Origin of the sequence: Autumnicola tepida, from assembly GCF_031846485.1 — a bacterium.
Taxonomy (GTDB): Bacteria; Bacteroidota; Bacteroidia; order Flavobacteriales; family Flavobacteriaceae; genus Autumnicola; species Autumnicola tepida.
In genome coordinates this window covers 77,229-92,570 of sequence record NZ_JAVRHQ010000004.1, presented here as the reverse complement: position 1 = coordinate 92,570, position 15,342 = coordinate 77,229, and the positions used below count along the sequence as shown (strand labels likewise).

Here is a 15,342-nt window from a genome sequence, read left to right as displayed (position 1 = left end):
TTCTATCCTGAATCACTTCAGAAGAAAAAGCTTTTTTAAACAGGCCTGTATTTAATTATTTTCTATTGATAAACCCTTACATAATCAATTTCCATGGAGGCTTCCTGGAATGCAGGATCTATTTCTCCCCCAAGATTACCGCCCATGGCAACATTTAGAATCAAAAAGAAATCTTTATTAAATGGTGTAGACGCATCATTCTCAAAAGTAAAATACACCTCGCCATCTAACAGGAAAGTAATCCTATCTTCTGTCCATTCGGCTTCATAAACATGGAATTCAGAAGTGGCGTTTTGAATTTGGGTATCGCCTACTACCGCATTGCCGCCGGAATTTCCGGGGTAATGCAATGCTGAAGATGTTCTGCCCGGATTATTTCCAACCCATTCCATAATATCCACTTCCCCGGTGGCGGGCCAGCCAACCTCATCAAAATCGGCGCCCAACATCCAGATTGCAGGCCAGGTCCCCCCGCCTTCCGGCATCTTTGCGCGCACCTCTACTCTCCCATAGGTAAATTCAAAATTGTCCATTGTATTAATACGGGCAGACGTAAAATCGAAGCCGCTTTCTGCCTCTCTTCTGGCCGTAATTACAAGGTTTCCATCCACAACTTCAGCATTATCTTCAGTATAATACTGGCGTTCGTTATTTCCCCAGCCGTTCTGGCCATTACCTATCTCAAAATTCCACATCCCGGTATTTAGGGCATCGCCGTCAAATTCGTCAGACCATAACAGGTCTTCAAACTGGGTTTCAAACTCCTCTTCTTCTCCGCCTCCCTCTTGTTGTTCGTCAAACGGAGTGGTGGTAAATTTAAGATACCATGCCAGTGCAGGGTCATTCCCCATAATGGCTCGTACGTGCATTGTAGTTTCAGTAATGGAAAGGATCTCATAAGTACTTGCTCCAATGTAGTAGCTCATAAATCCACCATTTGAAAAGTTTATTGCAGTACCGGTAGTTTGTCCTTCTGTTAAGCCTGAACCGGAAGGCGATAAAGAAACGTTCATGGCTCCTCCACTGTCATAATCAAGACATTCATCTTCGGCACCTGTTCCGCCAAAATCTGGCGAATAAGCTGCATTAAAGAAGGTCTGGCCGTTATTGTTGTAATTATAAACTATATTCCCGCCATTCATGCTGAAGGTAAGCTCATCTGTATAGAAGCAGGAACTAATATCTTCTCCGGCTTTTTCAAAAGGCCCCGCTGCGTAGTATGAAGGATTGTTCATGTTTTCACCGGTAGCAGGCCCCACACCCAGGTGAGCAGGTTGTGACGCAGCAACATACCAGGTTTTGCTGTCACCACCGGTAAGCAGTTGTTCAACTTCAGGATTACTGAAGTCACTAAAAACGGTAACTTCTGTGGTAGTATTTGTGGAAGCCCCTGCTGTACCATATGCAACAACCGTAACAATATAGTCATTCACTCCATTTTCACTATAGGAGTGAGTAGTGGTTCCGTCGAAGGAGACCTCTTCAGAGCCGTCTCCATACATGAACTTATAGGTCATGGCATTTTCGGCAGTTACGGTGAAGTTTACGTTCCCGCTTCCGTCTCCATTCGGCATTTCTTCACTTTGCCCAACCACCTGCGCATTGACATCCAGGTTTGAGGGGGCGGTGATTTCTCCCAGCTCATAATCTTCCTCGGCGCAGCTAACACTGAGTAAAATTAGAAAAAAGAGGAAAAATATGTTTTTGAAATTTATTGTGCTTTTCATGTGTTTGCTTTTTAATTATGAAAATATACGTTGGTGACATACACATTCGCTGCTCCCGAAGGTGAAGCTGAATAAATGAGCTGCCCTAAATGCGCTCTTCCTGCAAGATTTTCAAATTGAGAAAGAGGGATTTCCAGGCTTACCCATTCATTTTGAGCAGGATTTTCAATTGTGACTTCGTGTTCTGTATCATCACCGCCTCCATAGACGCCGTCAGGCCCTAGATCAACCAGTTTTACCCTGAAGGAAGTTGCATCTTCAGTATAAAAATCTGTATGAAAATATGCCATTTCTGAAGCATCAATAGGGTTGGCGATGGTTTCTATCCCCACATAATTGAGATTGTAGTAACGTTTTGCCAGTCTGCCATCGAAGGTCACTTCTTCATAATCGGAAACTGACCAATCGGTTCTCCAGGTATCTACCGCAATATTTTCATCAATATCACTGAAGAGGGAAATATAGGTGGTGTCTCCAATCCTGATATCGTCGTAGTAGGAGGTAGTTCCCTCCCCCGGATTTCCGAAGTCATAGAATATAATTACCCGGTCGTAATCCACAGCAGGATCAAAGGCTTCAAAAGTGCTAAGATCAAAACTTAGTTCCTCCCACTCTTCAGAAGTAGTTGTATTCTGGATAACTTCTACAAAAACGGTTGGATTGCCACCGCCTTCAGGAGCTGATGCCGAATTTTCGAATTTCAGCAAAACAGGCACACCTGCTTCGGGAGACCATACCTTCATTTTAACCGTGGTACCGTTTGAAAAATCAAGAGGTTGGTCTAAATCGAGTGACATCCCGGCCCAGGTTTCTGCCCCGCTGCCCTCGTTGAGTTCTGCTACATTAGCGCTTGAATTGATTCCTGAAGGATCGGGGTTTGCCACCACTCCCCCGGTGGTACCACCAAATCCACTCCAGGTATAGCTAAGGTTTTCCGCCTCGAAAGTTAGAGGCAGTTCTGTAAATTCCAATTGGGTGGTTTTGATGTTATCGAAATAGTAAATTTCGCCTGTTCCCGGTATATTAAAATTAAAGAACAACACGATGCGGCCGTACTCCTGGGAAGGATCTATGCTGCTAAGATCAAAAACCAGCGTTTCCCACGCTTCACTCACTGTGGTAGTAGCGGTAAATTCTGCTGCAATATCTGCATTATCACGGTTTTCCACCTTAAAAATAACATCTGCTCCGGCCACTGGAGACCATACGTCCATACTTATATATTGTGTAGTTGAAAAATCTATTGGCTCGTCAAGTACGATCTGCGTACCCGCCCAGGTTTCGGAACCTTCGGGTTTAGTGTACGAAGCCACCATGGTACTGGTGTTCACTCCGCTAGGATCAGGGTTTTCCACGATTGGTGCTCCTGCGCCTTCCCCGCCACCAAAGTTGATGAAGGTATAGTTGAGTGTTGGAGATTCGAATGTAATTGGCAAAAACAGTGGGTCGGAAATAACAATTTCCTCTGTGACTTCGGTTGTTGCCGCACCACCACTTAAGGCTACCACACGTACTGTGTAGGTGCCAACGCTTGAATAGGTATAGGAAACATTTTCTCCGGCCATTAAAGGCAAGGGCTCTTCATCTTCACCCTCCCCGAAATAAACCTCATACATCGCGGCATTTTCTGCGGTTGCAGAAACCGAAATGGTATAATTATCATCAGGATCCCGGGTTATGGTGGCCTCAAGGTTTTCAGGTGGCAAGAACGAAACGGTTAAAGACTGCGTCCCCTGCGCGGTTTCTCCAGCGAGGTTTTTACCCGTTACGGTGACTTCATATTCCCCTTCTGCATAGACATGTTCTATTTGCTCTCCCGCCTTGATTTCCGTAGAAACAGGGGAGCCATCCCCAAAATCTACCTCGTAAAGGTTGGCACCTTGCCCGGTTGGAATTACCGTAACTAACCCGGAGTTATCCTGAGTGATCTGGAAATTAGCGCCTAAATTGGATGGAGCGGCCAAACCTTCAAGATCTGCCCCCAGGCTATCATCGTCCCTGTCGCAGCTTACAATAGCAGTACTAACAAAAACGGCTATTATTATTCTAAAGATATTTTTCATACTGTTCATTTACTGTTGGATAATTCCATTTATTGATAAGCAGGGTCTTGCTCTAATTGGGTATTATTTAAATCCTGTAAGGGAATCGGCAGCTTATCGTGCTTTCCTTCCACATATCCTTTAAACTGCAAATATTCTGCAGCTAGACCTGCTCTCTGGAGATCAAACCAGCGATGGCCTTCTCCCGCCAGTTCCAGCCTTCTTTCCCTAAGGATGTTTTCAAAAGTTGCGGGAATAGATTCCTCACCAACCCTGTCTCTAACGGCGTCCAATAGTGCCTGGGCCCTGTTGGAATCACCGCCACCTCTTACCAAAGCTTCTGCTTCCAAAAGGTAAGTATCGGCTAATCTTATATCATAGAAATTCTGCGGCCAGTTAAGTTCAAAATTACCTCCTCCTGTGGAACGGTCTTCCTGTTCCCCGGCAAATTTCTTCAGAAAATAGCCTGTATTTTGGTAGCTTTCTTCATAGGATACAATTCCCAGTTGGGCAAGGCTGTCAAGGTTACTAATGGTATACTTGTACCTATTGTCGTAGCTGCCATCGCTATAAATAAAAGCATCAGCCAACTGTTGTGTTGGTATATTGAAACCCCAGCCTGCAATAAAATCGGGCGCACCCTGGTCCTGCTCAAGGACATTGTACCCACGGGGGGCTGACATTTGATTTAGCAGGTTGCCTTCTGTACAACCAATACAGCCCCAGTCGCCCCAATTTGAAGCTGAAGTATGGATAACTTCAAATATTGACTCTTCATTAAACTGATTTTCATTCTGGAAAAGGTCACCGAAGTTATCAAGAAGACGATAACCATACTGACTGGTGCCACCAGGGGTTCCATTTACCTCCTGAAGTTGTTGTGCAGCCTCCCCGAATCTTTCAAGGTGTAGATAAACTTTTCCTAATAAAGCCTTTCCGGCACCTTGTGTGGCCCTTCCAGCCTCAGTTGCCAAATCTATCTCTGTGGGCAAATTAGGAATAGCTTCTACTAGATCCTGCTCTATTAAGGCGAAAACTTCGGAACGATCTACCTGTAGTGCATTACCTAATTCACTAACGGCAACAGGTTCAGTAAACAAAGGAATACTTTCAAATAACCTGATCAAATCAAAATAGTAGTACGCTCTAAGAAACTTCATCTCTGCCTCGAACCTGCTTCTCAATTCCTCATCCATTTCTGTATTTGGCAATTTAGATAGCAGTACGTTTGCCCTGTAGATTCCGGAATAACTTCTTCTCCACAATTCTTCCTGTGGTCCAGTGGCAGGGTCTAAGGTGTAACTGGACCATGCCTGGATAGCCGGAACATCCTGGGAGTTTCCACCTCCCGCATAAAAATCATCTGAGGCAACATTTAAGGCAAATTCTTTTGCTACATAATTGCCACCTATCCATCCTACCGGATCATATGCTGCAACCAACCCGTTGTAGGCTTCCTCTGCATTACGGTAGTAGTTGGATTCCAGGCTTTGCCCTCTTGGTTCAACTTCCAGATAATCCTCACTACACGCAATCAAAGTAGCTGCTGAAACAACGGCTGCTACATATTTCATTATTTTTTTCATAATCATACCTTTTAAAATTTTTTACAATTAAAAACCAATTGATGCCCCAAGCATAAAAGACCTTGCCTGCGGATATATACCTCTGTCTATACTTAATACACCACCTCCAATTTCGGGATCGAAACCAGAGTATTTTGTAAAGGTGAAAAGGTTCTCGCTCATTACATACACCCTCACTTTTTCAAAGCCTACGGTAGAAAGAACACTTTCGGGCAGACTATATCCTATTTGAGCAGTTTTAATTCTGAAGTAATCCCCGTCTTCCAGATAAAAATCGGAAGGATTGCTATAGTTATTATTAGGATCATCATTCGTCATTCTTGGAAAGGAATCTGAAGTTCCCGGGCCTGTCCATCTGTCCAGAGCCTTAGCAGGATAATTTGCATTTGCAATATCCAGCCTGCGCAGCCCCTGGAATATCTGGTTTCCGGCGACACCCTGGCCAAATACAGTAAAGTCAAAATTTTTGTAGTACCCGTTTATTGTAATACCATAAGACCAGTTAGGAGTTGGGTCGCCAATAAAAACCCGGTCCTCTTCATTAATAGAACCGTTTCCATCGGTATCCTGCCACCTAAAATCCCCTGGCACAGCATTTGGCTGAATTAACTGCCCTTCAGCATTTGTATAATTATTAATTTCTTCCTGAGTCTGGAATATCCCCAAAGTCTTAAAACCATAGAAGGAATTTACCGCTTCCCCTACAGCGGTCCTGGTAATAGGGAAGGTACTGGATTGAAATGCTTCACCGCCGTCAAGATATTCCTGGCCGTCACCTAAAAAGGTTACTTCATTGTGTAGATAAGAGGCATTTGCATTAGCAGAAAAGCCGAAATCCTCCCCGCTTAATGAATACCCCAAATTCATTTCTACCCCCGTGTTTTCCATGTCCCCAACGTTTCTGGCCGGATTCCCGATAACCCCTGCAAATGCAGGAATTCGTGGATATAGTAAGATGTCTGTTGTTTCTTTTCTATACCAATCCACTTCAAGTGAAAAACCATCTAAAAACCGTGACTCAAATCCTATGTTTAACTGGCTGGTTTCTTCCCACTTGAGATCCGGGTTAGCCGGTGCATCGGGGCTATATCCAACATCGTAGCTGCCAAGCTGATCTCCAAAAGCATAATTTCTTCCGGAACCAATAGTAGAAAGAAAAGCCAGATCTCCAACGTTATCGTTACCCACAACGCCATAACTACCTCTCAATTTAAAGAAGCTAACCGGATTGTTAGTCCCCCAGAAATTTTCTCTGGAAGCCACCCAACCTACAGATGCTGAAGGAAAGATACCATACTTGTTATTGGCACCAAACCTCGAAGACCCGTCTCTACGAATTATCCCGCTAAACAGGTATTTTTCACCGTAGTTATAGTTTATTCTACCAAAAAGAGAAGCAACTTTATGTGGCACATTTTCATATCCGTTTGCAACTATATCATCTTCAGGCACATCGAAGTTCAATGAAGCATCATCAAAATTATCAACGGGAATGCCATATTTGGTTACACTTAATCCTTTGGCTTCATTTTCTTTATATGCTCCCTGGCCTAAAAGTATAGTAAAATCATGTTCTCCAATTTGATCTGAATAAGAGATCGTATTCTCTAGATTATAATCGAGTTTATTATTGCTACTTCTGGTAAAAGAAGTTTGAGCAGTACTTGTAGAAGCATTTAAATAGTTGATGGGCGTGAATGACTCATCCCCCCAATAAGATAATTTTACACCAAGGTTAGAACGGAATACCAATCCTTCCACAGGCTCCGCCTCTACAAAAGCGTTTCCTACGAAATTGTCACTGTACCCAAAGTTTCCAAGACGGGTTTGAATATATGCCAGAGGGTTTATAATTTCCTGAGCAACGTTTTGGGAAATACCATAAGGATTTCCATTGGCATCACGAATAAAAGGTAGATCCTGGTTGTACGGGAACTGTCCCAGCCTCTCAGGATCGGTCACGATTACGGGTGTAAGAGGATCTAAATTAATGGCTGAACTCAGCGGCCCACCATATTCACTATTGGTATTTCCAATTCCAACACTTTTATTTCTTGAATATCCAAAATTTTCCCCGAAGGTTAACCATGGGGTGATGTTATGTGTAGAGTTTAAACGTATGTTAGTACGTTCATAGTTGGAAATATCTGTTGCCACAATACCTTCTTCCTCAAGATATCCAAAAGAGAAATAAAAGCTGGAAACATCGCTGCCCCCGCTAAGGCTAAGCTCATGGTTCTGGCGAAAAGCTGAATCGTTAAAAATTACATCCTGCCAGTCTGTACCCGTCCCAAAGGAGCTAAGATCAGAAAAAACTATATCCCCACCATCATTTATACTGGCTTCATTACGCAAGGCTGCATACTCGGTGGCGTTGGTCAAATTTATGCGATCTGCCGGTTCTGAAAATCCCGCGTAGGTGTTGTAGCTAAGCTTCATCCTACCTTCTTTACCAGATTTTGTGGTTACAAGAATTACCCCACTGGCTGCCCTTGCCCCGTATATGGCCTGGGATGCTGCATCCTTTAAAACTTCTATGGAAGCAATATCAGATTGATTCAAGTAATTAATACCACCATTATCAACCACAACTCCATCAACAATCCACAAAGGATCATTATTATTTAAAGTAGTAATCCCCCGCACCCTTATTGTAGCACCAGAACCAGGCTGTCCACTGGATGCAGCAACGGTTAATCCGGAAGTACGGCCTTGCAGAGCTTCTCCTACGGTATTTATCGGTAGTGTTTCAAGATCTGAAGCATTGACACTGGAGATGGCTCCTGTTACCACACTTTTTTTCTGGGTACCATACCCCACTACTACCACTTCCTCAAGGTCACTTTGATTTTCCTCCAAAGTTACATCAAGCGTTTGGGCCTCATTAATAACAAATTCCTTGTTATTGAAACCTATGTAAGAAAAGACAAGAGTATCATTAATTTCCACATCTACAGAATAATTTCCATCGAAATCTGTAGTTGTACCAGTACTTTTGTTTTTCACCAATACATTTACCCCCAGGAGTGGCAGGTTATTCTCGTCTGTCACCGTACCCTGTACCGGGACAGTTTGAGAAAACACAGAAAATAAGCCACCCCAAAATAAGGTCATTAAAAGACAAGTAAATTTCTTCATGTTGAATGATTGTTAAAAATTACAATGCAATATATTAATAGAACGTTAAGCAAATACCTTTAGAGCCTTTACAAAAAGTCTACATTTCAGAAAATGACAAAATAATGAGTCCGATATTGCTAAAAATTCAAATAATACACGGTGTAGCAAGCAACTTGAAAACATCGGCTTTATTTGAAAAATTTTATTTAGAAATTAGCTTGTAGAGGTAATGTAGAGTTTTTTTTGAGAGCTGTTAAGTTTCAGATAGCCAGTATATAGTCGGTGAGATTGAGATTTCTGCCTAAATTCATCTTTTTTCGCAAACGATATCGTTTAATCTCCACACTCTTCACCGATATGTTGAGTAAAGGTGCTATTTCCTTTGAAGACAAATTTAACCGGAGGTAGGCACATAATTTAAGATCGTTGGAAGTAAGCTCAGGATGTTTCTGCTTCATCTTATGGAAGAAATCCTTATCGGCATTGCTGAAGGCTTTTTTGAAGAATTTCCAGTTATCTTCTTCACTTATATCCTTATCTATTGTTTTAATAACAGATTTAACTTTGGAAGATTCAGATTCCTGAAGCCGGTTTTTAATTTCAGAAAGAAACTCATTTTTCTTAATGAGGCTCATTGTGGAGGCAGCAAGTTCCCTGTTTTTATTCTCCATATCCTGCTCCAATCTTTCATTTTCCAACTTAATAATTTTCTGCTCCGCTTCAAGATTCTGCATCCTCAGCGCTTTTTCATTCTCTTCCACCTGCTTCCTGTGCTGCCTTTGGGAGATTAGGTGCATACCATATAAGATAAACAGGAATACGATAAAGTAAATCAGGAATGCCCAATAGCTGAGATACCATGACCTGTTAACAGTAAAATTATAGGATGATATCCCTGTTTCACCTGCTCCCACTTTTGCTTTTACCTCAAAAGTGTAGTCCCCAAAGGAAAGGTTTTTAAAGCTTGCAGTGGCCACATCTTCCCATTCACTCCACCTGTCACTTAAACCTTTAAGCCGGTAACTGTAAACCGGCGCCAGAAATTTCTTATAAACCGGCGTGCTAAACCTGAACATCACATTATTGCTTTTATAATGCAATTCTGCCTCACGGTTAGGGTTAAGCTCTTCCCAGCTTTCATCCAGCCTGGAGCTGGCAATCTCATCAATGCGCACGTCATAAAGGTTGTCATGTTCAGTAACATGATTAAATTTCAGATATCCGTTAGATACGCCCAGGAGAAAATCCCCGTCATTTAACCTGCTAATATTTTCATATCCCAGGGTAATATTCCGGAATTCCCTTGAAATATAAACAGGATTGTACCGGTAATCATCGCTTAGGTCCGCCACCTCTATGTTGAAGAGCGCATCCTCGCCAAAGCCCCAGATTTTGCCAGTGCCATCTTCCACAATTCTTCCGGTAAGTCTGCTGGTTTCTTTCAACAGATTTCCAAGCCGGGAATTTGCAATAAATGAATCCTCTTCCCTGTTGTATTTTAAAATCCTTTCTTTTGAAGAAAAATAAAGGGAGTCGTCAAATTTAAAAATGCAGGAAGTAATTGCCGGCCCGGCACTAACCTTGTAATTCTTCATCTTTGCCGCAGCAGTCAGGGAATCGTTCAGCAGCATCCGGAAGACCCCTTTATGCTCATTGCTTATCCATACTTCCCCATTCTCCTCTGTAACAATAAATTTGGAAGAATGCGGAAAATCTACCAGCATCGGCAGGTCTTTATAACTACCGCCACCTTCCCTTTTAAGAAAACTTATTCCATTATAATGTCCCTGAATATAAAATCCCTCTTTGGAAGGAAGAGCCCTTACCAGCCAGGTACCCAGCCTGTCGGAAATTTTTCTGGCACTAAAATCTTTAACAAGAAAGGTACCGGTGTTATGACCACAAAACAGGTCACCATCTATTTTTTGCAAGCTCCATACCTGGCCGTTAGTACCTTCTATAAGCTTAAATTTTTCCTCATTCCCTTCTCTGTAATACAAGCCCTGATTAGTCCCCAAATAAAGATAATCATCATCCTGATAAGAGCAATATACAGAACCTATGTCTCCTTTATTATCCCCGAAAATTGAAAAAGATGAATCCAGGTTCACCACACTTAAGCCGTTATCGAGCCCCGCCCATATATTTTGTTCCTTATCTACAAATAGGCTCAATATGGTGTTGTTTAACAAAACATTCCCCTGTTCAAAATGATGAAGCACCTCGCCGGAAGCGGTGGTATGGTAAATCCCTTCCCCTACTGTTCCTAAAACCAGCTCCCCATTGGATAGCTGAACAGCGGAAAGTATCCCGGCCTCCTTCATAAGGCTGCTTAATTCTGAAAAAACAGGTTGTAAAACATCATTGCTCCATAACAAAAATTCTCCCTGCCCGCTTATAATCAAAAGTCCATTCTCCTGCCGGAAAACTTCCATAATCTCTATAGGTCCAATTTCCCCTTGAGGCACCACTAAAACAGGTTTAGCATTAGTAATAGTAAATAATCCTTCATCAGCCAGCTGAAAGTAAATTTTACCATCCTCTTTTAATAAATTGGTTACAGGTTTTGAAGCAGGGTTCGGCAGAAGACTGATTTTATCTGCACCCGGATCATAAAGATAGATCCCAGAAAAACTCCTGAAGAGAACATAGCCATTACTTTCCTCGATATCCCAAAACTGTTCCCCATCAACCATAGGCCGTGGGAAAATACCGTTTAGGCTTTTGTAACCGAGTTCCCCTAAACTATCTTTTTTCCAATAGCCCACCTCCATATAAGCGCCGGTGTAAATACGCTCATCCACAACTTTAACCGACCGTACAATGGTTTTATTGGGAACGGGATAAAGATTCCAGTCCTCTCCGGTGAACTCCAAAAGACCCATCCCATTGGCTATATAAATATTCCTGTTGCCGCCCTGGGAAATCATCCAGTTTTGATTTCCAGCCCCATAATTATTAGGATGATAATTTACTACCGGCGGCAATTCCTGCCCGCGACCGGGTAGTGAAAGAAGAAGACAAAGAAAAATTAAGTATTGTAAAAATTTCAAATTTCTATTCGTAACATTCATTTTAGGCAAACAATGGCGGTAACAGCAAATTAACAAGAATTATTCTATGGGATGAACAATTTGGCTTTCGTTTTTAGGAAATCTTTAATAATTATGTCCATAGTAAATGTTATAGACAGTTAAAATTTCTCTCTTTTCTGAATTTTTTTCCAAACTTCGCTCAATTAAGAAACACCCAATTTCAATAATAGGCTTTTATATGCTAAATGCTGTAAATGGATTAAAATCCTGCTCCTTCTTCCTTGCTTTATTTCTGATATTCAATTCTGCACAAGCGCAGGAAGATACTGCTACTGCCCAAAAAGAAATTTCCCACGTACTTTATTTCACTGCCAATACCGGGCTGAAAAATTCAAAATCACAGTTGATCTTTAAACAGATAGTTGATGCTTCCCGGCATGATGAAAATGCCAGCCTTGTCGTCCTGGGGAATATCACTGAAAAAGGCTATCCAAGCGATAAAGAAGAAAGGGAGACGGTAAAGAAAACTTTAAAAGAAGAGCTGTTAAAGCCGCTTCAAAATTTTAATGGAAATGTAATTTTTAATCCGGGCACAAATGAGTGGCGCAAAGGTGGCGGCCAGGAAAACCTGGACGACATGGAATCTTTTCTTCAGGACAATGCCGATGTGGAATTCTGGCCTAATGACGGCTGCCCGATAGAATCGGAAACATTGAGTGATGAAGTTGAATTAATGATGGTGGACTCACAGTGGTTCCTGGAAGACTGGGATGACCATCCTTATATCAACAACAAATGCGAAATCAAGACCCGGGAAGAATTTTTCCTGGAATTTCGGGATAACCTGAAGGATGAGCAGAATAAAACTATCATTTTGGCCATGCATCATCCGGTAATAACCAACACCAGGCACGGGTTTATAGACCGCACCGGTGGTTTTTCCAATGAATCTTTCTACAGCCTGGCCATGCAGGAACTAAGAGGAAGGGCAGAAACCCTGGCAAGCCTCTACAATGATGTGATTTTTGTTTCAGGGAGTGACAGGAACCTCCAGTTCCTGCAAGATGATGGGATTCCGCAGGTTATAAGTGGTGCCGCTGCCAAAACCGAACCTGCCAAAGTCCATGATGAAGAAAGCTTTGCTTCCGAAGAAAATGGATATGCCAAAATCACGGTTTTTAAAGACCGAAGCTCTGTAGTCCGTTTTTATGCGGCCAGGCCAGAAGGTCCGGAACTTTTGGCTACCAGAACTCTGAAGAGGGAACGGCCCCGGCTGGAGGATATGAAGTACCAACCGCGCGAAAACTTTGAAGAAAATTTCACCTCTTCTATTTATAAACCAGAGGAGACTAAAAGGACGGGGTTCTATAAATGGCTTTGGGGCGATCATTACCGCGATGTTTACAGCTCACCCTTAAATGCACCGGTACTTTTTTTAGATGATTTGCCGGGCAATCCCAAACCTATTGCCGTAGGTGGCGGCCATCAATCAAGATCCATACGTTTAATTGATGAGGATGAGCATGAATATACCTTAAGGGAGATGCGCAAAAGCGCGGTACAGTTCCTCCAGCATATGGTAAAAACCCATTATGTTGAAGAAATTGCCGATAGCACGGTTGCAGAAAGTATTATCCAGGATTTTTACACTACCGCACATCCCTACGCTCCTTTTGCGGTGCAGGAGCTGTCTGAAGATCTTGGACTATTTCATTCAAATCCCAAAATTTATTATGTCCCGAAGCAGGAAGAATTGGGCATCTACAATGAAGACTACGGAGATAAGCTCTATATGCTCGAAGAACATGTGGGAGACGAGAATAAAGACTTTGAAACCTTTGGCGCCCCCGATGATATTATAAGCACTTCAGATCTTTTACTGGAGTTACAGGATACAAAAGATTCTTATGTAGATGAGGATACATACCTGCGTGCCAGGATATTTGACATGCTTATAGGAGACTGGGACCGCCATGAAGACCAATGGAGGTGGGCGCAGTTTGAACAGGAAGACGGCAAGTTAATGTACAAGCCTATCGCGCGGGACAGGGACCAGGCTTTTCCCCGCTATGACGGGCCAATAACCCGGATAATCCAAATGGGAATCCCGGAAATGCGGTCTATGCAAACTTTTACCGGAGATGTAATTAAAGATCCCAAGTGGTTTAATGAAGCTGCGTACCACATTGATAAAGCCATTATTCAAAATGCCGATTGGCAGGAATGGAAAGAGCAGGTAAATTATATTCAACAGACGCTGACAGATGAAAAAATTGATGACGCTTTTGCCAGCCTGCCTAAAGATGTTCAGGATGAAAGCATCCGGGAAATAAAGGAAAATCTGAAAAAACGAAGGGAGAAACTACTACAAATTACCCGGGATTATTATAATTATTTTCAGGAGTTTCAGGTAATTACGGGAACTGAAGAAGATGATGAATTCCTGATTACCCGCAAAGACAACGGAGTAACAGAAGTTAAGATAAAAAGTGAGGGAGAAATTGTTTTTGAGAATTCTTACAACAGGGATGAAACTGAAGAAATCTGGATTTATGGTATGGATGGTGAAGACAGGTTCAGAATTGAAGGAAAAGGAAACCATCTTATTAAACTGAAGATACTGGGTGGAGAGGAAAATGATACTTATGATTTTCAGAACACCAGGAAAGCAAAACTCTACGATTACAAAACCAGGGAAAACACTATTTTAACCCCTTCGGCCAACAAAATGTTGGTTGACAGCTACGACATTAACACTTATGATCCTGCAAAAAGAAGGGTTACCAAAAACATTCTTTTCCCGACTGTAGATTTTGATACCAATGCCGGATTAAAACTTGGGCTGGCAAACACCTTTACAAAATACGGCCTGTTGCGTAATCCTTTCACTGAGCAGCATAAGATTAGCGCGTTTTATTACTTTGCCACAAAAGGTTTTGATGTCTCCTACTCCGGCGAATTCGCCCATCTTTTTTATAACTGGAACCTGGGGATAGATGCACGCTACACGAGTCCTAATTACACCTTAAACTTTTTCGGCTTCGGGAATGAGTCTTTTTACGACGATGATGCCGTAGACCGCGATTATAACCGCGTGAGGATACAACAATGGAGTTTTGCTCCTTCCCTTATCTGGCGGAATGAAACAGGAGCAAGTTTTTACGTTCAACCCAGGATAGAATCTATGGAAGTAAAAGCTGACAATAATGAATTTGTAAACCAGTTTTTTGACCAGGAAAATGACCTTTTCGACACTCAATATTATGCCAGTGGGGAAATAGGATTTAATTACAAAAATAAACCCAGCGAACTTGCTTACCCCCGCCGTGGGATGGAAGCGAATATAGTCACCGGTTACAGACAGAATATTGACGAACATGATAATGCTTTTGGTTACCTGCAACCTTCTGTTTCTATAGATTATCCGCTACATGAAAGCGGAATTGTGGTTTTAGCCACTAAAATTGGCGGAGAAATGATCTTTGGAGACGAATATGAATTTTATGACGGCGCCACCATTGGCGGTAAAAGAACCTTGCGCGGTTACCGAAATCAGCGGTTTAATGGCAAATATTCTTTTTACCAGACAACCGATTTACGTACCGGGATTGCCCGTCTGGAAACGCATTACATCCCCGTGAACCTGGGAGTGAGCCTTGGTTTTGACTACGGCCGTGTTTGGAGCGAAAATTCCGATTCCAGCAGATGGCACAACAGTTACGGCGGCTCTGTATTTGTAAATGCCTTCTACGCTATTACCGGCGGGATAGGTTATTATGTGAGTGATGAAAATACCAGCAGGATCATTTTCAACCTTGGATTCCAGTTCTAA

General features: G+C 42.4%; 6 protein-coding genes. 1 reads left to right on the top strand and 5 read right to left on the bottom strand.

All coding sequences use genetic code 11. The annotated features are described in order from the left end of the window. Positions 1 to 62: 62 nt before the first annotated feature. The 5 genes from RM553_RS05260 to RM553_RS05240 form a co-directional block, all read right to left on the bottom strand. Positions 63 to 1,727 (bottom strand): family 16 glycosylhydrolase, encoded by a 1,665-nt coding sequence (locus RM553_RS05260; protein WP_311533911.1) that lies wholly within the window; start codon positions 1,725 to 1,727, stop codon positions 63 to 65. A gap of 11 nt (positions 1,728 to 1,738) precedes the next feature. Further along, positions 1,739 to 3,790, bottom strand: a complete 2,052-nt coding sequence (locus RM553_RS05255) for a PKD domain-containing protein (protein WP_311533910.1) — start codon at positions 3,788 to 3,790, stop codon at positions 1,739 to 1,741. A 29-nt stretch (positions 3,791 to 3,819) separates the two neighbouring features. Beyond that, complete coding sequence (locus RM553_RS05250; protein WP_311533909.1) at positions 3,820 to 5,355, bottom strand: RagB/SusD family nutrient uptake outer membrane protein; 1,536 nt, start codon at positions 5,353 to 5,355, stop codon at positions 3,820 to 3,822. 27 nt (positions 5,356 to 5,382) lie between these two features. Further along, complete coding sequence (locus tag RM553_RS05245) at positions 5,383 to 8,493, bottom strand: SusC/RagA family TonB-linked outer membrane protein (protein WP_311533908.1); 3,111 nt, start codon at positions 8,491 to 8,493, stop codon at positions 5,383 to 5,385. 242 nt (positions 8,494 to 8,735) lie between these two features. Beyond that, a complete protein-coding gene (locus tag RM553_RS05240) occupies positions 8,736 to 11,528 on the bottom strand; it encodes a triple tyrosine motif-containing protein (RefSeq protein ID WP_311533907.1) in 2,793 nt (930 codons plus the stop codon). Positions 11,529 to 11,748: 220 nt separating this feature from the next. Here RM553_RS05240 and RM553_RS05235 point away from each other — a divergent pair, with 220 nt between their 5' ends. Next, positions 11,749 to 15,342: a bifunctional metallophosphoesterase/BamA family protein gene (locus tag RM553_RS05235; protein ID WP_311533906.1), complete on the top strand. Its 3,594-nt coding sequence runs from the start codon at positions 11,749 to 11,751 to the stop codon at positions 15,340 to 15,342.